Origin of the sequence: Azotobacter vinelandii CA, from assembly GCF_000380335.1 — a bacterium.
Lineage (GTDB): Bacteria > Pseudomonadota > Gammaproteobacteria > Pseudomonadales > Pseudomonadaceae > Azotobacter > Azotobacter vinelandii.
In genome coordinates this window covers 5,123,582-5,142,503 of sequence record NC_021149.1, presented here as the reverse complement: position 1 = coordinate 5,142,503, position 18,922 = coordinate 5,123,582, and the positions used below count along the sequence as shown (strand labels likewise).

The 18,922-nt window shown below is 67.8% G+C and carries 15 protein-coding genes; 9 read left to right on the top strand and 6 right to left on the bottom strand.

The window, feature by feature from the left end; translation table 11 throughout:
• The first annotated feature begins 392 nt into the window (after positions 1–392).
• The 3 genes from modA (AVCA_RS23175) to AVCA_RS23165 all read left to right on the top strand — a co-directional run bounded on the left by modA (AVCA_RS23175) (position 393) and on the right by AVCA_RS23165 (position 2,897).
• Positions 393–1,169 (top strand): molybdate ABC transporter substrate-binding protein, encoded by a 777-nt coding sequence (modA, locus tag AVCA_RS23175; RefSeq protein WP_012703514.1) that lies wholly within the window; start codon positions 393–395, stop codon positions 1,167–1,169.
• Entirely contained in the window at positions 1,166–1,861 is a 696-nt protein-coding gene (locus tag AVCA_RS23170) for a molybdate ABC transporter permease subunit (protein ID WP_012703513.1), read from the top strand. Before modA (AVCA_RS23175) ends, AVCA_RS23170 begins: the two co-directional genes overlap by 4 nt.
• Before the next feature lie 142 nt (positions 1,862–2,003).
• Complete coding sequence (locus tag AVCA_RS23165; RefSeq protein ID WP_012703512.1) at positions 2,004–2,897, top strand: substrate-binding domain-containing protein; 894 nt, start codon at positions 2,004–2,006, stop codon at positions 2,895–2,897.
• Here the strand turns inward: AVCA_RS23165 and AVCA_RS23160 are convergent.
• Together AVCA_RS23160 and AVCA_RS23155 are read right to left on the bottom strand one after the other, a co-directional pair.
• Positions 2,851–3,801, bottom strand: coding sequence for an ATP-binding cassette domain-containing protein (locus AVCA_RS23160; RefSeq protein ID WP_012703511.1), 951 nt, complete (start codon positions 3,799–3,801; stop codon positions 2,851–2,853). The genes AVCA_RS23165 and AVCA_RS23160 overlap by 47 nt on opposite strands.
• A gap of 82 nt (positions 3,802–3,883) precedes the next feature.
• The gene (locus AVCA_RS23155; protein WP_012703510.1) at positions 3,884–4,312 is read right to left on the bottom strand and encodes a TOBE domain-containing protein; all 429 of its coding nucleotides are present in this window, start codon (positions 4,310–4,312) and stop codon (positions 3,884–3,886) included.
• A 205-nt stretch (positions 4,313–4,517) separates the two neighbouring features.
• Here AVCA_RS23155 and AVCA_RS23150 point away from each other — a divergent pair, with 205 nt between their 5' ends.
• The 4 genes from AVCA_RS23150 to modC are packed head-to-tail and all read left to right on the top strand — an operon-like array spanning position 4,518 to position 7,992.
• On the top strand, positions 4,518–5,330 hold the full coding sequence (locus AVCA_RS23150) for a TOBE domain-containing protein (RefSeq protein WP_012703509.1): 813 nt from the start codon (positions 4,518–4,520) through the stop codon (positions 5,328–5,330).
• Between the two features lie 42 nt (positions 5,331–5,372).
• Positions 5,373–6,131: a molybdate ABC transporter substrate-binding protein gene (modA, locus tag AVCA_RS23145; RefSeq protein ID WP_012703508.1), complete on the top strand. Its 759-nt coding sequence runs from the start codon at positions 5,373–5,375 to the stop codon at positions 6,129–6,131.
• Positions 6,132–6,152: 21 nt separating this feature from the next.
• A complete protein-coding gene (gene modB, locus AVCA_RS23140) occupies positions 6,153–6,833 on the top strand; it encodes a molybdate ABC transporter permease subunit (protein ID WP_012703507.1) in 681 nt (226 codons plus the stop codon).
• Positions 6,834–6,849: 16 nt separating this feature from the next.
• A complete protein-coding gene (modC, locus tag AVCA_RS23135; protein ID WP_012703506.1) occupies positions 6,850–7,992 on the top strand; it encodes a molybdenum ABC transporter ATP-binding protein in 1,143 nt (380 codons plus the stop codon).
• 17 nt (positions 7,993–8,009) lie between these two features.
• On the opposite strand, the gene AVCA_RS23130 is transcribed toward modC, so the two are convergent.
• From AVCA_RS23130 to AVCA_RS23115, 4 genes are all read right to left on the bottom strand, one after another.
• On the bottom strand, positions 8,010–9,053 hold the full coding sequence (locus AVCA_RS23130) for an HD-GYP domain-containing protein (RefSeq protein ID WP_012703505.1): 1,044 nt from the start codon (positions 9,051–9,053) through the stop codon (positions 8,010–8,012).
• Positions 9,050–12,088 carry a PAS domain-containing hybrid sensor histidine kinase/response regulator gene (locus AVCA_RS23125; RefSeq protein ID WP_236616313.1) on the bottom strand — a complete coding sequence of 1,013 codons (3,039 nt, stop codon included), beginning with the start codon at positions 12,086–12,088 and terminating at the stop codon, positions 9,050–9,052. Before AVCA_RS23125 ends, AVCA_RS23130 begins: the two co-directional genes overlap by 4 nt.
• A 263-nt stretch (positions 12,089–12,351) precedes the next feature.
• On the bottom strand, positions 12,352–13,662 hold the full coding sequence (locus AVCA_RS23120; RefSeq protein ID WP_012703502.1) for an MFS transporter: 1,311 nt from the start codon (positions 13,660–13,662) through the stop codon (positions 12,352–12,354).
• Positions 13,663–13,936: 274 nt separating this feature from the next.
• Entirely contained in the window at positions 13,937–15,082 is a 1,146-nt protein-coding gene (locus AVCA_RS23115) for an IS481-like element ISAzvi11 family transposase (RefSeq protein WP_012703501.1), read from the bottom strand.
• A 942-nt stretch (positions 15,083–16,024) separates the two neighbouring features.
• On the opposite strand from AVCA_RS23115, the gene AVCA_RS23110 reads away from it, so the two are divergent.
• Together AVCA_RS23110 and AVCA_RS23105 are read left to right on the top strand one after the other, a co-directional pair.
• Positions 16,025–17,101: a hydrogenase small subunit gene (locus tag AVCA_RS23110; RefSeq protein ID WP_012703500.1), complete on the top strand. Its 1,077-nt coding sequence runs from the start codon at positions 16,025–16,027 to the stop codon at positions 17,099–17,101.
• On the top strand, positions 17,098–18,906 hold the full coding sequence (locus tag AVCA_RS23105; RefSeq protein ID WP_012703499.1) for a nickel-dependent hydrogenase large subunit: 1,809 nt from the start codon (positions 17,098–17,100) through the stop codon (positions 18,904–18,906). The genes AVCA_RS23110 and AVCA_RS23105 overlap by 4 nt, the downstream gene beginning before the upstream one ends.
• Positions 18,907–18,922 lie beyond the last annotated feature (16 nt).

Sequence of the window (18,922 nt, the reverse complement as noted above, 5' to 3'; positions counted from 1 at the left end):
CCATGGATGTGCGGCTCGCTTCTTCCCGGCGGGGCCGGAGGAGCGTTCGCGGCCGATGATTCGCCGCTTCCGCCCGAGCCTCCGTCTTTCTTTCTCCGTCAGTCCTTCCCTCGTCGCCTCCCTGTTCCGTCGTGTCCGCTCCCCGCCCCGTCGCCGAGCGATCGGCTGGATCGGACGGAGACGCATGTCCTGTCGATTTTCCGACATCTTATTTGTATTGTTTGTTATACAGATAACAATTGTCTGTATTCGAGCGTCTTTATGATGTCAGGTCGTATTTTTTATTAATAAATAATTGATTTTATTGGTTTTAATTTTAAACGACCGCCTCTTTGAGTTGGCATGACATGTGCCTTATGGCTTTTTGTATATAGATATGGAGCCATGACAATATGCAGCCGACCACCCGCCTCGCGCAGGCTCTCCGTCGTAGCGTGCGAGCTTTTCGTTTCTGGCTGGCCGTCGCCGGCTCGTTCGTTTTCGCCGCTCTGCCGGTTTCCGCCGCCGAATCCCTGACCATCGCCGCCGGCGCCGGTTACAAGCGTCCGGTCGCCGAATTGGCCGTCGCCTTCGAGCGCCGCAGCGGTATCCGTATCGAACCCTTCTTCGGCCATATGGGCCAGGTGCTGGCGCAGGCCCGCCAGAGCGACAGGATCGCCGTGGTGCTGGGCGATCAGGCTTTCCTCGAGAACGCCGGGCAGCCCGCCTTCGCACGCTATCTGCCGGCCGGACGGGGCCGGCTGGTGCTGGCCTGGCCGACCGGCCGGACGCTGGCGAAAGCGGAGGAGCTGGCCGGCCCGAGCTTCGCCCGCATCGCCCTGCCGGACGAGCGCCAGGCGGTCTACGGCAAGGCCGCCAGCCAGTTTCTCGAACGCAGCGGCCTGGAGAAGAAGCTCGAAGGTCGCCTGATCATGGTGGCCAACGTACCGCAGGTGTCGGCCTATCTGGTCAGCGGCGAGGTCGATGCCGGTTTCGTCAATCTCACCGACGCTCTCGGCGTGCGCGAGCGCATCGGCGGTTTCCTCGAGATCGACCCGGCTCTTTACGACGAGGTGCGCATCGTCGCCGGCGTCGTCGCGGGACGCGAGAAGCTGCCCGGCGTCGAGGCGCTGGCCGATTTTCTCGCCACGCCCGAGGCCGAGGCGATTCTCGCCAGACACGGGCTGTGAGCGAACGGGTCCGGTCGCTGGCAGCCGTGCTCGGCGAGCCGGCGGTGGTCGATGCCCTGCGGCTGACCGCCGAGGTGGCGCTGGCCACGCTGGCGCTGCACCTGCTGTTCGGCCTGGCGCTGGGCTATGCCCTGGCGCGGCCGGGCTGGTTCGGTCGCGGCCTGGTCGATGCGCTGGTGACCCTGCCGCTGGTGTTTCCGCCGGTCGCCACCGGCTTCCTGCTGCTGATGCTGCTCGGCCGGCGCGGCCCGCTCGGCGCCTGGCTGGGCGAAACCTGGGGCGTGGAGGTGGTGTTCTCCTTCTGGGGGGTGCTGATCGCCTCGCTGATCGCCGGCCTGCCGCTGGTGGTCAAGCCGGTGCAGGCGGCGCTGGCAAGCCTCTCCGTGCGCTTCGGCGAGGCGGCCCGGGTGCTCGGCAAGGGCGAACTGGAAATCTTCCTGCGCGTGCTGCTGCCGAACATCCGCGGCCCGCTCGCCGCCGGCCTGGTGCTCGGCCTGGGGCGCTCGCTGGGCGAGGTGGGTATCACCCTGATGCTCGGCGGCAATGTTTCCGGGCGCACCACCACGGTGTCTCTGGAGATCTTCAACGCGGTCGGCGGTGGCGAGTTCGAGCGCGCCGCCGTACTGTCGCTGCTGCTCGGCCTGGTTTCCCTCGGTCTGTTCGCCGTGCTGCGCCGGCTGGGAGCCCTGTAATGGCTGTCGATCCCGCCCGGTTCGCGGATTTTCGGCCATGGCGCCGGCGGGCTTCGTTCCGCTGGGGACGGCGGTTTCTTTCCGGGGCGCCACACACCCTGATGGCCAGGCTGGCCTGCGAGTTCCGAATGGGGAGGAAAGCATGCACAAGATGAAGACGAGAGGTCCCGCCCGCCGCGCGCTCCTGTTGCTCGGCCTGCTGCTGGCACTGGCGCCGGGCGCACGGGCCGCGGAGCCGCTGCGCCTGGCCATGGTCGGCGGCATCCAGATGAGCGGCGTCGGCGAGCGGCTGCGAATGCGCCTGGAGGCGGGCACGGGCGTGCGCCTGGAACTGGTCGCGGTGGCGAATAAGGAGGCCATAGTCCCGCGCTTCGCCCGCGGCGAGGCCGATCTGTTGCTGATCCACGGCGGTAGCGAGACCTTCGCCTTGCAGGCGCGGGGGCTGGGTGGCCAGATGCGGGTGTGGGGGTTCAACGAGCATGTGCTGGTCGGTCCCGCCGAGGACCCGGCCGGGGTGCGTGGCGCGGCGGACGGCGCCGAGGCCTTCCGGCGCATCGCCGCGGCGCGCGCGCCCTTCGTCGCCTTCCGCGATGCCGGCAGTCACGAGATCGTCCAGCGCCTGTGGAAGCGGGCCGGCATCCGTCCGGAACCGGACTGGGTCCTGCTCGACCGGAGCGAGCGGCCCCAGGAGATCCTCGCCCAGGCCGCGCAACAGCGCGCCTACGTGGTGGTCGGCGGTATCCCCGCGGCCTTCGGCAAGCTGCGTGGCGAGGGGCTGGAGATCCTCTTGCGCGGCGATCGGCGGATGCGCCGGGCCTATGTGGCGCTGGAGCCGGGGCCGGCCCATCCGGCTTCCGCCACGGCGCGCGAGGACGCCCGGCGCGTGGTGGACTACCTGGTCTCGGCGGCCGGGCAGGCCGATCTGGCCGCCGCCGATACCGAGGCCGGCGGTCCCTGGATCTACGGCCTGGCGGAGGCGCCGCCGGCGCTCAGTGCAGGCTCCGGAGCGGCGTCGCCAGCCAGTCCCCGGCGCTGACCAGCACGCTGTCGCCCGGCTCCATGCGGACGCTCTCCGCCGGGCGGGCGAGGCAGATACGGCCCTCGGCCTCGATGCGGTAGAGCGGGCTGCCGTCGGCGGCGCTGAGCCGTTCGACCACCCGGCCGGCGAGAATCAGACGGTTCTCCGCGTCGGCGAAGCGGCCTGCGCCGAACAGCCGGGCCGGTGTCGTGTCGGCGGCCACCCGGCCGCCCTCCAGCAGCACCGCGCGTTCGCACAGGCGCAGGGCTTCGCCCGGATCGTGAGTGACCAGCACCAGGGTGGTGCGCCGGTGCTCACGCAGGGCGGCCAGGGCGTCTTGCAGATCGCGGCGCAGGGCGCCGTCGAGGGCCGAGAGCGGTTCGTCGAGCAGCAGCAGGTCCGGCTCCGCGGCCAGGGCGCGGGCCAGGGCCAGGCGCTGCTGCTGGCCACCGGACAGGCGCAGCGGGTTTTCCCCGGCCAGGCCGGCGAGGCCGACCAGTTCGAGCAGTTCGTCGGCGCGCCGCTCGGACCTGCCGGAAGGCAGGGCGAAGCGCACGTTGCCTCGCACGCTCATGTTGGGAAACAGCGCGTAGTCCTGGAACACCAGTCCGGCACGGCGTCGGCGGGGCGGACGATCGATGCCGCGCGCGCTGTCCAGCCAGATCCGGCCGAAGGCGGCGATATGGCCGTCGTCCGCCGGCTGCAGTCCGGCGAGCAGGCGCAGGAGGCTGGTCTTGCCGCTGCCGGAAGGACCGAGCAGGGCGAGGCTCGCGCCGCGTTCGAGACTCAGTTCGACATCCAGTTCGATGGGGCCGCTGGCCGAAGCCAGGCGTTTGCGCAGGTGGAAGTGCAGGCGTTCCGGCGGGGCCGGGCGGCTCGGGCGGGGACGGCGAAGCAGGTTCGCGAGTGCGAGGACGGACATGGCGGTGGCTCGTGCGACGGGGCGTGCCTGTTGCAAGCACGCCCCATGCCATCCTCGTTCGCGGGGGCGATGAGGTCCGCTCTCAGGCCGGGACGCCGAGGATCACGTTGGAGGCCTTGATGACCGCGCTGGCGCTGGCGCCCGGCTTCAGGCCCAGCTCGGCGACGGCCTCCTTGGTGACCATGGAAGTGATCTCGGTGCCGCCCTGCAGGGCCAGGGTGACCTCGGCGTTGACCGCGCCGGTCTCGATGGTCTTGACGGTGCCGGTCAGGATGTTGCGGGCGGACAGGCGGTAACCGCTGCTGTCGGTCATCAGCAGCACCCAGGGGGCCTTCACCACGGCGACCACCTCCTTGCCGGCGGCCAGTTGCAGGGACCTGGCGCTTTCCAGGGTCACCACGGCGGCGAGCTTGTCGCCACCGCCCAGGAGGATGTCCACCTCGGCGTTGACCGCGCCCTCCTTCAGGGCGCTGACGGTACCTTTGAAGACGTTGCGGGCGCTGATTTTCATGCTGTGTTCCTCGTCCGATGGAGTGCAGGGTTTGGCACAACCGCTATATCATTTGCACTATAAATTGTCGTAAAAATGACAATTGATGTGAGTCGAAAGTATAGACAACGCTGTTATAGCAGCGGAATAATAACAAAGTGACACTTGGCATGTGAATTGCTTTATATAAAACTGGATAAATAGATAAATTGCAGGCTACCAGACGATGACCGCCACCCGTTTCCTCGCCCGCATGTCCCTGGACACCGATGTCGGTACCGCCCTGTCCGATACCCGCATCCGCCTGCTCGAAGCCATCGAGCGCGAAGGATCGATCAACCGGGCCGCCAAGGTCGTGCCGCTTTCCTACAAGGCGGCCTGGGACGCCATCGATACCATGAACAACCTCGCCCCCGAGCCCCTGGTGGTGCGGGTCGCGGGTGGCCGGCAGGGCGGCGGCACCCAGCTCACCGACTACGGCCGGCGCATCGTGGCCATGTACCGCGCCCTGGAAATCGAATACCAGAGCGCCCTCGACCGTCTCTCCGAGCGCCTCAACGAGGTGACCGGCGGCGACATCCAGGCCTTCCAGCGTCTCATGCACTCCATGAGCATGAAGACCAGCGCGCGCAACCAGTTCGCCGGCATCGTCACCGGTCTGCGCGTCGGCGGCGTCGACTACGAGGTGCGCATCCGCCTGGACGCCGAGAACGAGATCGCCGCGGTCATCACCAAGGCCAGCGCGGAGAACCTGGAGCTGGCCATCGGCAAGGAGGTCTTCGCCCTGGTCAAGTCTTCCTCGGTGATGCTCACCACCGAGCCTTCGCTCAAGCTCACCGCGCGCAATCAGTTGTGGGGCGAGGTCATCGATATCCACGAGGGGCCGGTGAACAACGAGGTGACCCTGGCCCTGCCCTCCGGGCGCAGCGTGACCTGCGTGGTCACCGCCGATAGCTGCAAGGCCCTCGGCCTGGCGCCGGGCGTGGCGGCCTGCGCTTTCTTCAAGTCGTCGAGCGTGATCCTGGCCGTCTACGGCTGACCGGCTTCCCCCGTTCCGTTTCTCTCAACATGGAGTAGTAGCATGAGCTTTTCGCTGTCCCGCCTGGTCGTCGCCCTGGGCGCCGGCCTGCTCGCCTGTGCCGCCCAGGCGGCGGAAGTACAGGTCGCCGTCGCCGCCAACTTCACCGCGCCGATGAAAGATATCGCCAGCCAGTTCGAGAAGGACACCGGCCACAAGGTGATCACCTCCTTCGGACCGACCGGCGGCTTCTACAGCCAGATCCAGAACGGCGCGCCCTTCGAGGTCTTCCTCGCCGCCGACGACACCACGCCGGAGAAGCTGGAGAAGGAAGGCGGCACCGTCGCCGGTTCGCGCTTCACTTATGCCGTCGGCAAGCTGGTGCTGTGGTCGGCCAAGCCCGGCTACGTGGACGACCAGGGCGCGGTGCTGAAGAAGAACGCCTTCAAGCACCTGTCCATCGCCAACCCGAAGACCGCCCCCTATGGCGCCGCCGCCGTCCAGGTGCTGGCCAAGCTCGGCTTGACCGAGGCGACCAAGTCGAAGCTGGTCGAGGGCGCCAGCATTGCCCAGGCGCACCAGTTCGTCGCCACCGGCAACGCCGAGCTGGGCTTCGTCGCCCTGTCGCAGGTGTACAAGGACGGCAAGCTCACCGGAGGCTCCGGCTGGAACGTACCGGGCGATCTGTACGAGCCGATCCGCCAGGACGCGGTGATCCTGACCAAGGGCAAGGACAACCCCGCCGCCCAGGCGCTGGTCGACTACCTCAAGGGGCCCAAGGCCACCGAGGTGATCAAGGCCTACGGTTACGGTCTGCAATAAGCAAGGCAGGAGGTGCAGGCAATGCCGTTGTCCGAACACGACCTCGCCGCCATCCGCCTGACCCTGGAGCTGGCATCGCTGACCACGGTGCTGCTGCTGGTGGTCGGCACGCCGATCGCCTGGTGGCTGGCGCGCACCCGTTCGCGCCTGAAGGGGGCGATAGGCGCGGTCGTGGCATTGCCGCTGGTACTACCGCCGACCGTGCTCGGCTTCTACCTGCTGGTGACCATGGGGCCGCACGGCCCCATCGGTCAACTGACCCAGTTCCTGGGACTCGGCACATTGCCGTTCACCTTCGCCGGCCTGGTGGTGGCGTCGGTGTTCTATTCGCTGCCCTTCGTCGTGCAACCGCTGCAGAACGCCTTCGAGGCGATCGGCGAGCGCCCGCTGGAGGTGGCCTCGACGCTGCGCGCCGGCCCCTGGGATACCTTCTTCACCGTGGTGGTCCCCCTCGCGCGGCCCGGTTTCATCACCGCCGCCATTCTCGGCTTCGCGCATACCGTGGGCGAGTTCGGCGTGGTGCTGATGATCGGCGGCAATATCCCGGAAAAGACCCGCACCGTGGCGGTACAAATTTTCGACCATGTCGAGGCGATGGAATATGCCCAGGCCCATTGGCTCGCCGGAGGCATGGTGCTGTTCTCCTTCCTCGTACTGTTCGCACTCTATTCCAGCCGTCGCTTCAAGGCGGGGCTGAGCTGATCCGGGAGAGTCGTCGATGAACACCAGCTTCGAGCCCGGCACCAAGGGCGAAACCGGTGCACTTTCGGGCGGCTTGCCGGCGGACGGCATCCGCGCCCGTTTCCGGGTGGATTACGCGGGGTTCGCGCTGGATGTCGACCTGACCCTGCCGGGGCATGGCGTGACCGCGCTGTTCGGCCATTCCGGCTCCGGCAAGACCACCCTGCTGCGCTGCGTCGCCGGCCTGGAGCGGGCCGCCGAGGCGCGTCTGGAGATCAACGGCGAGCTCTGGCAGGACAGCGCCGCCGGGGTGTTCCTGCCGACCCACAGGCGCGCCCTCGGCTATGTGTTCCAGGAGGCCAGCCTGTTCCCCCATCTGAGCGTGCGGCGCAACCTGGAATACGGCATGAAGCGCGTCGATGCCGCCAGCCGCCAGGTGTCCTGGGAGCGGGTGCTGGAACTGCTCGGCATCGGCCACCTGCTCGAGCGCCTGCCCGGCCGCCTGTCCGGTGGCGAGCGCCAGCGCGTCGGCATCGCCCGCGCGCTGCTCACCAGCCCGCGTCTTCTGTTGATGGACGAGCCGCTGGCGGCGCTCGACCTCAAGCGCAAGAACGAGATCCTGCCCTATCTGGAGCGTCTGCACGACGAACTGGACATCCCGATGCTGTTCGTCAGCCACTTGCCGGACGAGGTGGCGCGCCTCGCTGACCATGTGGTGCTGCTCGACCAGGGGCGCGTGACGGCGCAGGGCTCGCTGCAGGACATCATGGCGCGGCTCGACCTGCCGACCGCCTTTCACGAGGATGCCGGGGTGGTCATCGAGTCGGTGGTGGCCGAGCACGACGACCACTACCACCTCACCCGTCTCGCCTTTCCCGGCGGCGCGGTGCTGGTCGCGCGGCGCCCGGAGGCGCCCGGCCAGCGCCTGCGCCTGCGCGTGCACGCCCGCGATGTCAGCCTGGCGAACAGCCGCATCGAGGACTCCAGCATCACCAACGTATTGCCGGCCACTGTCCGCGAGGTGGTCGAGGCCGATACCCCGGCCCATGTGCTGGTACGTCTGGAGGCCGAGGGCACTCCGCTGATCGCCCGCATCACCCGCCGTTCCTGCGACCAGCTCGGGATAGCCCCTGGCAGGCGCATGTGGGCGCAGATCAAGGCGGTGGCGCTGCTCGGCTGAGGCCGCCGGGCGGCGGCCTACGGGTCGAAGTCCAGGCATGGGCCCTGGTGGTCGGCATAGCGTTCGACGATCCGCGCGATCTCCCCGAGCGAGCGCCGGAAGGGGCCGATCAGCGCCGGATCGAAATGCGTGCCGGCCTGGGCCTCGATGTAGCCGACCGCCTCCTCCAGGGGCCAGGCCTTCTTGTAGGGGCGCGCCGAGGTCAGGGCGTCGAACACATCGGCGACGGCGGCGATGCGCGCCATCAAAGGAATCTCCTCGCCCCCGAGGCCTTGGGGGTAACCGCTGCCGTCCCATTTCTCGTGGTGGTGCAGGGCGATGCTGTGGGCGGCCTTGAGCAGGTCGTCGTCGTGCCGGCCGATGATCTTCGCGCCGATCTCGGTATGCCGGCGCATGATCGCCCATTCTTCCGGTTCCAGCCGGCCCGACTTGAACAGGATGCTGTCGGGAATGCCGATCTTGCCGATGTCGTGCATCGGCGCGGCATTGAACAGGGTTTCCACGAACTCCGCGCCCATGCCGGCTGCCTGGGCGATCAGTCGGGCGATGTGGCTCATGCGCACGATGTGGTTGCCCGTCTCGTTGTCGCGAAACTCCGCGGCGCGGCTCAGGCGGCGGACGATCTGCTGGCGGGTCCTGAGCAGTTCGGCGGTGCGCTGCTCGACCTGCCGGGCCAGTTCCTGGCGCTGCCGATGGAGCGCCAGGTGGGTCCGTACCCGGGCCAGGGCGATCGGCGGGCTGATCGGCTTGGTGATGTAGTCCACCGCGCCCAGCTCCAGGCCGCGCTGCTCGTCGGCCGTTTCGCTCATGGCGGTGACGAAGATCACCGGAATGGCCCGGGTGTCCGGATCGGCCTTGAGCCGTTCGCAGACCTGATAGCCGCTCAGTCCCGGCATCATCACATCGAGCAGGATGAGGTCCGGCGGGTTGTCCGAGCGGGCGATCCTGAGCGCCCGCTCGCCGTTCAGGGCGACCTTGGTGCGGTGATGCGGCGCGAGGATCTCGACGAAGATGTCGATGTTCTCCGGTACGTCGTCCACGACGAGGATGGTGGCTTTCATCGGCGCGGTCTCTGCGGGCCGGCTGCCTCGGCGTCCCGCGGAGCGAGGTTCCGGCGGATGGCCGCGAGGCTGGCCAGGGCGGCCTCGAAGTCATAGCGGGCGACCAGGGCCTGTAGCTCGCCGGCCCGTTCGCCGAGGCCGCGGGCGGCCAGCCGGGGGCCCAGGGCGCGCAGTTGCGCCACGGCGTCGGCATCGTCGTCGCGCAACAAGGCCTCCAGGGTTCGGAGTCCTTCGTCGAGTGCGGACAGCTCCTGCGGCGTTTCCGCCACGATGGGTGCCGGATTGCCGGCGGCCGGGGCGGCGATGGATGCGCACAGGGCGCCGAGCGTCCTTTCCAGATCGTCCAGGGTTTCGGCGGGAGGCTGCCGGTTCTGCCCGAGGCATTGCTCGAGGGTGGCGGCCTGGGTCGCCAGCTCCGTGGCGCCGATATTGCCGGCCAGTCCCTTGAGGGTATGGGCGATACGCCGGGCGCCTTCCCGGTCGCCGGCCGCGAGGGCGGCGCCGAGCCGTGCGGCGGCGTCGGCCTGGGTCGCCGCGAAACGCGCCAGCAGCCGGTCGAGCAGGGCGCGGTTGCCGCCCAGGCGCCGCAAGGCTCCGGCCCGCTCCAGGGCGGTGTTCGCCGACGCTGTGGGCACGCTCCCGCCGATGGCGAGAGGAGCCGGTAGGGCCAGCGGCCGCCCGCTCCCGACCCAGTGGCGCAGGGTGACGAACAACTGGGCGACGTCGATGGGCTTGGCGATGTACGCGTGCATCCCGGCGGCCAGGCAGCGTTCCCGGTCACCAGCCATGGTGCTGGCGGTCATGGCCAGGATCGGCAGGTCGACGAGGCCTGCCCGGCGAATCCGCCGGGTGGCCTCGAAGCCATCCATCACCGGCATCTGGCAGTCCATCAGCACGCCGTCGTAGGCATGCGCCATGACCTTGCCGACGGCCTCGGCGCCGTCGTTGGCGACATCCACGCGAATCCCCGCGGTGGCGAGGAGTTCCATGGCCATTTCCTGGTTGACCGGGTTGTCCTCGACCAGCAGCAGATGGACACCGCGCAGGGCCTCCCGGGCCTGTTCGGCCTCGCTTTCCAGCGCTTTTCGGCTGTTCGGCGCGGTCCTCATCCTGCGACTGCAGGCGTCGAGGATGCCGTCGAGCAGGCTGGAAGGAGTGACCGGCTTGACCAGCAGGCCCTCCACGGGGACTTTGCCGAGGCGTTCGAGCAACTCGTCGCGGCCGTACGAGGTGACCATCACGAACAGCGGAGTCTCGGCGATCCGCGGGGCGGCGCGGATCGCGCCGACCGCCTGGACGCCGTCCATGCCCGGCATCAGCCAGTCCATGATTACCAGGCGGTAAGGGTTGTCCTCCTGCTGGGCCCGCTCCAGCAGCCGGATCGCCTGCGGCGCGTTGTCCGCCGTGGTCACCGCGAAGCGCAGCGCGCTCAGCATGCCGGCGAAGATTTCCAGGGCGCTGGCGTTGTCGTCCACCACCAGTACGCGCATGCCGAGGAGATCGGCGCTGTCCGCCAGCAGTTCGCGCTGGTTCGCCTGCCGCTCGAAGCGGGCATCGAAATGGAAGGTGCTGCCGACCCCGGGGCTGGAGTCGACGCCGATCTCGCCGTCCATCATGGCCACCAGGTGCTTGCAGATGGCCAGGCCGAGACCGGTTCCGCCGTACTGGCGGGAGGTCGAGGAGTCGGCCTGGGTGAAGGCCCGGAACAGCTTCCGGCGCTGCGTCTCGTTGAGGCCGATGCCGGTGTCGCGCACCTCGAAGCGCAGCCGGACGCCCCGTTCGTCCTCGCATTCCTTGCGGATGCGCAGAGTGATCTCGCCCCGGCTGGTGAACTTGATCGCGTTATCGAGCAGGTTGCTCAGCACCTGGCCGAGGCGCAGCGGGTCGCCGATCAGCGCGGTGGGCACGTCGGTGGCGATGTCGAAGAGCAGCTCCAGGCCCTTTTCCTGGGCCTTGAGGACGGACAGGTCGGCCAGGTGATCAGTCACGCTCTCGAGCTGGAAGTCCACCTGCTCGAAACGCATCTTGCCGGCCTCGATCTTCGAGAAGTCGAGGATGTCGTTGATGATGCCGAGCAGGCTCCGGGCCGCGTCGTGGGCCTTTTCGACGAAGTTGCGCTGGCGCTCGTCCAGCCCGCTGTCCAGCGCCAACTGGGTCATGCCCATGATCACGTTCATCGGCGTGCGAATCTCGTGGCTCATGTTGGCGAGGAAGTCGGACTTCATGCGCGTCGCCTCCTCGGCCAGCTCCTTGGCTTCGGCCAGGGCCCGTTCGGACGCCTTCTGTGCCGAGATATCGATCAGCATGCCGAGCAGCCCGGCCGGACGGCCGTCGCCGCCGGGGTAGCCGGCGAGGGTGTAGATGGATGGGTGCTCGCGCCCGTCGGCATAGCGGATTCGCCGTTCGGTGCTGAACAGGCCGCCTTCGCGCAGCAGCCGCTCGCTGGCGGCCTGGTAGCGGGAGCGTTCTTCGGCGGGCAGTTCCAGGAAATCCAGGATGGTCTTGCCGGTCAGTTCCTCGGCGCGGACCCGGAAGTTGTTCAGGAAGGCCCGGTTGAAGCGGATGTAACGGGCCTCCCGGTCCTTGACGAAGAGCGGGAAGGGGATGCTGTCGAACAGCACCCGCTGGAGTTCCGACTCGTCGCTGCCGGCCTGCTCCGGGGGCGTGCGCGGCTGGTCGCGCGGCGAACGCCGCCGGTGGCGGCCGTGCAGGGCGAAGGCCGCCAGCAGCAGGCCGGGCAGCAGGGTGGCCGCGACGATGCGCATGGCGGAGTCGACCTGGCCGTCGAGCCGTTCCAGACGGGCCGCGAGGCGCTCCAGGGCCTTTCCGCGGGCTATGTCCTCCCCGGCCTGGAAGGCCTCCGGATCGCGCCCGTCCCCGGTCGTGGCCGGGCTTCCGACGCCGTGGGCCAGCGCCTGCAGGACTTCGCGGCGCTCCTGGGCCAGCAGGACGGTACGCACGGCGTTCAGCGAGGAGAACAGCAGCAGAAGTACGGCGAGCAGGGAGGCGAGGGTGCTGGGCTTTCCGAGTTTCACGTTCGCTCCGGGAATCTTGGCATCCGTTCCAGTCGTTTTGCCAGGCAGATCCATGCGGCTTCCGGTCGTCCGGACGGCGTCGACGAAAATGATGGCGTTTTGATTCTAGAGGCAGTGTCGCGCGGTGGAGAGGGCGGATAAAGGGAGAAAAGGGAACAAATCACCCGGTGTTCCCGGCTGCGGGCGATCCGTCGGGTGTGTCCGCCGGTCCCGGGGCCCGAGCGGGCCGGCCGGGAGACGCGGTGGTAAGGGGCGAGGAGGGGTCAGCCGGCCGGCGCCAGCGCGGGGGCTCCGCGCCGCCACAGGCCGGCGCCGGTCAGGATGAACAGCAGGCACAGTGCGCCGACGTAATAGGCCGGGCCCAGCGGGCTCCACTTCAGCAGCAGGCTGACCAGGATCGGCGTCAGGCCGCCGCAGATGGCGTAGGCCAGGTTGTAGGAGAACGACAGCCCGGAGAAGCGCACCGCCGCCGGGAAGGCCTTGACCATCACCATGGGGATGGCGCCGATGCTGCCCACGCAGAGGCCGGCCAGGGCGTACAGCGGCAGCATCAAGTCGCGGTGGCCGGCGAGGCTGGCGTAGAACGCCGATGAACTGGCCAGGAGCAGCAGGCCGCCGCAGACGAAGGTCGGCCCGGCGCCGAAGCGGTCCGCCGCGAGGCCGGCCAGCACGCAGCCGAGGGTCAGGCCGAGAATGGCCAGGCCGTTGGCCCGCAGGGCCTCTTCCGCGGCGAAGCCGTGCAGCGTCTGCAGCAGGGTCGGAGTCATCAGGATGATCACCACGATGCCGGCCGACAGCACCCAGGTCAGCAGCATCGACAGCAGCACCGCCGGACGGTGCTCGCGCACCACCGCCTTGAGCGGCAGTTCGGCGGCCAGCGACTGGCGCAGTTGCAGTTCGGCGAACACCGGCGTCTCGTGCAGCCAGCGGCGCAGGTAGACCGAAACCAGGCCGAAGGCCCCGCCGAGCAGGAAGGGGAGGCGCCAGGCCCAGTCGGCCAGTTCCTCGGCGCTGAACGCCCGGTTGATCGCGTTGGCGGTCAGCGAGCCGAGCAGGATGCCGGTGGTCAGCCCGGCGGTCAGGGTGCTGCAGGCGAAACCGACGTGCCGCTGCGGCGCGTGCTCGGCGACGAACACCCAGGCCCCCGGCACCTCGCCGCCGATCGCCGCGCCCTGCACCACGCGCAGGGTGAGCAGCGCCAGCGGCGCCCAGACGCCGATCTGCGCGTAGGTCGGCAGGAGACCCATGCACAGGGTCGGCACGGCCATCATGAAGATGCTCAGGGTGAACATGCGCTTGCGCCCGAGCAGGTCGCCGAAGTGGGCCATGACGATGCCGCCCAGCGGGCGCGCCAGGTAGCCGGCGGCGAAGATACCGAAGGTCTGCAACTGGCGCAGCCAGTCGGGCATCTCGGCGGGGAAGAACAGCTTGCCGACCACCGTGGCGAAGAACACGAAGATGATGAAGTCGTAGAACTCCAGCGCGCCGCCCAGGGCGGAGAGCGAGAGGGTCTTGAGGTCGCTGCGGGTCAACGGACGCGCCACGGGCGCGCTGCTGGAGTGCTCGGCGGACATGGGGGCTGGTTTCTCGGGGGATGGGGCGAGGGCCGGCGCACCATAGCAAATTCCGCGGCGGCCGGGCAGCGGTCGGGGCCGAAACGGCAGGGCAATCGCATGAAGCGCTCGCCTGATATCGGACTGGAAAGAAAGATTGTGTGAGCCTTGGCATAGCTGCTTGCCGAGTGCTCCGACACTCCCTGTTTCGGCCCCCCGGCCGAGTCACTTTTTCTTGTCTGGCTGTACGGACCGGAGACATGGTGGACACATGTGCGGGGACATGGTTGACGGATTATGCGTCAGTTTTGGCTAACTCCCGCAGGTCAATCTGCATCAGCTTGTGATGGACGAAGTACACGTCGTATAAGCCGTCGGTATCGCCGCTCGGGCGGATGGCCACCGGCTGGTCGCGCAGTGGATTGGAGAGTTTGTAGCTGCGTCCTTTGAACCTGATCGCCCCAAGCGCCTTCACTGTCACCACGGTATCGTCCGGCCCGTATTCAATGGTGGGCAGTTGTACAGGATAAGTCCGTGGGCTGACTCGGTAGCGTGTGACAGGCGTGACCATCCGAAGGGCTTCGTGGGGTCGCTGGTGGTTGTAGACCACACGCCAGTTGTCGAAGGCTTCCTGGGCCTGGTGCAGGGTGTGGAAGCTGCGGCCATTGAGGACTTCGGCCTTGAGTGAGCGGTGAAAGCGTTCATCCTTGCCGTTGGTTTGCGGGTGACGAGGACGGCTGAAGCTCAGGCGGATGCCCAACCGGATCAGCCAGATGGCAAGTTCGGTCAATTGCCCCGGTTGGCGCGAGGCACCCCAAGGGGCGCCGTTGTCCGTGTTGATCCGTACCGGCAAGCCATAGCGCTCGAAGATGCCGATCAGTTCACCCTGCACGGTGCCATGGCGCTGACAGGCGCAGGCCCGCAGGCCCAGGTTGAAACGCGAGTGGTCGTCCAGCACGGTCAGTGGATGACAGGGGCCTTCGGATGTCTGGAAATACCCTTTGAAATCCATTTGCCACAGATCGTTGGGTGCCGCGTGCTCGAAGCGTTTCCAGGGCACGGCCGCTTCTGAGGCCAGGGGATCGATCAGTCCGTGACGGTGCAGGATAGAGGTGATGGTGCTTGGCGCCAAGGCTGGATGCCCCAGGTCTTGCAAGCGCCGACTCAGCTTACGTCCACCCCAGCACGGATGGGCCTGGCGCAGCTCCACCACCCGGGCTTCCAGACTGGGCGATGTCAGCTGTGGGCTGGTCTTGGGGCGCCTGGAAAGGTCGGCCAGGCCGGCACGCCCTTGCTGTTCATATCGGACCAGCCACTTGTACGCAGTCTGCGGGCTGATCCCGAAGCGTCGGCACAACTCACGGCGGTTGCTGCCTTCCTGCTGGGCCAGCAGGACAAATTCTTCTCGTAGGTTCATGGTGTCTTGAATGTTCCAGGGCATGGTCGTTGGCTCGGCAGGTCACTGCCGAAAGTGTCAACCATGTCCCCGCACACCTGTCACCTAGGTCTCCGGTCTGTACATCTGGCCAAGAAAAAGTAACCCAAAAGAAGGCCACCCCCTCATCCGGCCCTGCGCTTCGCTCCGGGTTCCCTCCCTACATCGCCGTTCCAGGGGCCCGCCGCGAAGGGCCATCCATGGCCCATCGCGGCTCTCGCGGCATCCTTGCCGCTCGACCCCTTCCACGACGATTCCGCTCGGCCTCCTGAAGGGGGCATCCGGCGTTGCCTGACAGGCCGTGCCACAAGAAGGGCAAAAGCGCTTTCAGGCAGCTCGGAACCGACTCCCGTTCAGGAGGCCGAGCGGAGGGGGACGCGAGGCAGGACGCCGAGCGAGTCGCGAAGGGACAGGGACGTCCCTTCGCGACGTGCCCCCGGAGCGGCGCCGGAGCGAGGGAACCCTGGCGCAGCCGGGGCCGAATGATCGGGCGCGCTTTCTCTTTCGCGCGAGCAAAGAGAAAGTGACTCGGCCGGGGGGCCGAAACAGGGACTGTCCGGCCCCTCGGCAAGCAGCCGATGCACCGGATCTGGAGACCACGCCGGAACGGACCAGGCACACAATCTTTCCAGTCCGGTATGGAGCGGGCATTTCATGCGATTGCCCTGGCCGAAACAGGGACTGCCGGAATACTCGACAACCGGCCCATGCAGCGAATCCCGGTACGACACCGGAAAAGTACCAGGCGCACACCTCGTGCCATGGCCCCGTGCGGACACGGCGCATCCCGTCGAACGCTTTGTATCAAGCCATGACAAAAACATGGCATTGGCGCATTATTCGTGCGGTTTTCATTCAGCAACCGTGGGCCATACAACCGGCGCGCCGTCATAGCCGAAGGACGGTGCGCAGGGGCGCCGATAACGACCTGGCCACAAGGGTAACGGCATGTCTCGACTCGAAACTTTCTATGACGTGATGCGGCGTCAGGGCATCACGCGCCGCAGCTTTCTCAAATATTGCAGCCTGACCGCCGCGGCCCTGGGCCTCGGCCCGGCCTTCGCCCCGCGGATCGCCCACGCGATGGAAACCAAGCCGCGCACTCCGGTGCTCTGGCTGCACGGCCTGGAGTGCACCTGCTGCTCCGAGTCGTTCATCCGTTCGGCCCACCCGCTGGTCAAGGACGTGGTGCTGTCGATGATCTCGCTGGACTACGACGACACCCTGATGGCCGCCGCCGGCCACCAGGCCGAGGCCGCCCTCGAAGAGACCATGCGCAAGTACAAGGGCGAGTACATCCTCGCCGTGGAGGGCAACCCGCCGCTCAACGAGGACGGCATGTTCTGCATCGTCGGCGGCAAGCCGTTCATCGAGCAGCTCAGGCATGTGGCGAAGGACGCCAAGGCGGTGATCGCCTGGGGCAGTTGCGCCAGTTGGGGCTGCGTGCAGGCGGCCCGGCCCAACCCGACCCAGGCGGTGCCGATCCACAAGGTCATCACCGACAAGCCGATCGTCAAGGTGCCCGGCTGCCCGCCGATCGCCGAGGTGATGACCGGGGTGATCACCTACATGCTGACCTTCGGCAAGCTGCCCGAGCTGGACCGCCAGGGGCGGCCGAAGATGTTCTACGGCCAGCGCATCCACGACAAGTGCTACCGCCGCCCGCACTTCGACGCCGGCCAGTTCGTCGAGCACTGGGACGACGAGGGCGCGCGCAAGGGCTACTGCCTGTACAAGGTCGGCTGCAAGGGCCCGACCAGCTACAACGCCTGCTCGACGGTGCGCTGGAACGAGGGCACTTCCTTCCCGATCCAGGCCGGCCACGGCTGCATCGGCTGCTCGGAGGACGGTTTCTGGGACAAGGGCTCGTTCTATGAACGCCTGACCACCATTCCGCAGTTCGGCATCGAGAAGAACGCCGACGAAATCGGCGCCGCCGTCGCCGGCGGGGTCGGCGCGGCCATCGCCGCGCATGCCGCGGTCACCGCCATCAAGCGCCTGCAGAACAAGGGGGATCGCCCATGAGCAGCCTGCCGAACGCCAGCCAACTGGACAAGTCCGGCAGGCGCATCGTCGTCGACCCGGTGACCCGCATCGAGGGCCACATGCGCTGCGAGGTCAACGTCGACGCCAGCAACGTGATCACCAACGCCGTCTCCACCGGCACCATGTGGCGCGGCCTGGAGGTCATCCTCAAGGGCCGCGACCCGCGCGACGCCTGGGCCTTCGTCGAGCGCATCTGCGGCGTCTGCACCGGCACCCATGCGCTGACCTCGGTGCGCGCGGTGGAGGATGCCCTGGACATCCGCATCCCCTACAACGCCCACCTGATCCGCAACCTGATGGACAAGACGCTGCAGGTGCACGACCACATCGTGCACTTCTACCACCTGCACGCGCTGGACTGGGTCAACCCGGTCAACGCCCTGAAGGCCGATCCCAAGGCTACCTCCGCCCTGCAGCAGGCGGTTTCGCCGGCCCATGCCAAGTCCAGCCCCGGCTACTTCCGCGACGTGCAGACGCGCCTGAAGAAGTTCGTCGAGAGCGGCCAGCTCGGCCTGTTCTCCAACGGCTACTGGGACAATCCGGCCTACAAGCTGCCGCCCGAGGCGGACCTGATGGCCGTGGCCCACTACCTGGAGGCGCTGGACCTGCAGAAGGACATCGTCAAGATCCATACCATCTTCGGCGGCAAGAACCCGCATCCGAACTACATGGTCGGCGGCGTGGCCTGCGCCATCAACCTGGACGACGTCGGCGCCGCCGGCGCGCCGGTCAACATGACCAGCCTGAACTTCGTCCTCGAACGCATCCACGAGGCCCGCGAGTTCACCAGGAACGTCTACCTGCCGGACGTGCTGGCGGTCGCCGGGATCTACAAGGACTGGCTGTACGGCGGCGGTCTGGCCGCGCACAACCTGCTGTCCTACGGCACCTTCACCAAGGTGCCCTACGACAAGTCCAGCGACCTGTTGCCGGCCGGCGCCATCGTCGGCGGCAATTGGGACGAGGTGCTGCCGGTCGACGTGCGCGATCCCGAGGAGATCCAGGAGTTCGTCAGCCACTCCTGGTACAGCTACGCCGACGAAACCAAGGGGCTGCATCCCTGGGACGGCGTCACCGAGCCGAAATTCGAGCTCGGCCCGAACACCAAGGGCAGCCGCACCCACATCCAGGAAATCGACGAGGCGCACAAGTACAGCTGGATCAAGGCGCCGCGCTGGCGCGGCCACGCTATGGAGGTCGGCCCGCTGGCACGTTACATCATCGCCTACGCTTCGGGCCGCGAATACGTGAAGGAACAGGTCGACCGCTCGCTGGCCGCCTTCAACCAGAGCACCGGCCTGAACCTCGGCCTCAAGCAGTTCCTGCCCTCGACCCTCGGCCGCACCCTGGCGCGCGCCCTGGAGTGCGAGCTGGCGGTGGACAGCATGCTCGACGACTGGCAGGCCCTGGTCGGCAACATCAAGGCCGGCGACCGCGCCACCGCCAACGTCGAGAAGTGGGACCCGAGCACCTGGCCGAAGGAGGCCAAGGGCGTGGGCATCAACGAGGCGCCGCGCGGCGCCCTGGGCCACTGGATCAGGATCAAGGACGGCAAGATCGAGAACTACCAGGCGATCGTGCCGACCACCTGGAACGGCACCCCGCGCGACCATCTGGGCAACATCGGCGCCTACGAGGCCGCGCTGCTCAACACCAGGATGGAGCGCCCGGACGAGCCGGTGGAGATCCTGCGCACCCTGCACAGCTTCGACCCCTGCCTGGCCTGTTCGACCCACGTGATGTCGCCGGACGGCCAGGAGCTGACCCGGGTGAAGGTCCGCTGAACCGGAGGATTGCGCG

What these genes read in the sequence shown, in the direction of transcription:
- AVCA_RS23160 (WP_012703511.1), bottom strand. Translation starts at nt 3,801, where the DNA reads ATGTCCGTCCTCGCACTCGCGAACCTGCTTCGCCGTCCCCGCCCGAGC.
- AVCA_RS23165 (WP_012703512.1), top strand. Translation starts at nt 2,004, where the DNA reads ATGCACAAGATGAAGACGAGAGGTCCCGCCCGCCGCGCGCTCCTGTTG.
- AVCA_RS23120 (WP_012703502.1), bottom strand. Translation starts at nt 13,662, where the DNA reads ATGTCCGCCGAGCACTCCAGCAGCGCGCCCGTGGCGCGTCCGTTGACC.
- AVCA_RS23130 (WP_012703505.1), bottom strand. Translation starts at nt 9,053, where the DNA reads ATGAAAGCCACCATCCTCGTCGTGGACGACGTACCGGAGAACATCGAC.
- AVCA_RS23150 (WP_012703509.1), top strand. Translation starts at nt 4,518, where the DNA reads ATGACCGCCACCCGTTTCCTCGCCCGCATGTCCCTGGACACCGATGTC.
- modC (WP_012703506.1), top strand. Translation starts at nt 6,850, where the DNA reads ATGAACACCAGCTTCGAGCCCGGCACCAAGGGCGAAACCGGTGCACTT.
- AVCA_RS23110 (WP_012703500.1), top strand. Translation starts at nt 16,025, where the DNA reads ATGTCTCGACTCGAAACTTTCTATGACGTGATGCGGCGTCAGGGCATC.
- modB (WP_012703507.1), top strand. Translation starts at nt 6,153, where the DNA reads ATGCCGTTGTCCGAACACGACCTCGCCGCCATCCGCCTGACCCTGGAG.
- AVCA_RS23105 (WP_012703499.1), top strand. Translation starts at nt 17,098, where the DNA reads ATGAGCAGCCTGCCGAACGCCAGCCAACTGGACAAGTCCGGCAGGCGC.
- AVCA_RS23115 (WP_012703501.1), bottom strand. Translation starts at nt 15,082, where the DNA reads ATGCCCTGGAACATTCAAGACACCATGAACCTACGAGAAGAATTTGTC.
- modA (WP_012703508.1), top strand. Translation starts at nt 5,373, where the DNA reads ATGAGCTTTTCGCTGTCCCGCCTGGTCGTCGCCCTGGGCGCCGGCCTG.
- modA (WP_012703514.1), top strand. Translation starts at nt 393, where the DNA reads ATGCAGCCGACCACCCGCCTCGCGCAGGCTCTCCGTCGTAGCGTGCGA.
- AVCA_RS23155 (WP_012703510.1), bottom strand. Translation starts at nt 4,312, where the DNA reads ATGAAAATCAGCGCCCGCAACGTCTTCAAAGGTACCGTCAGCGCCCTG.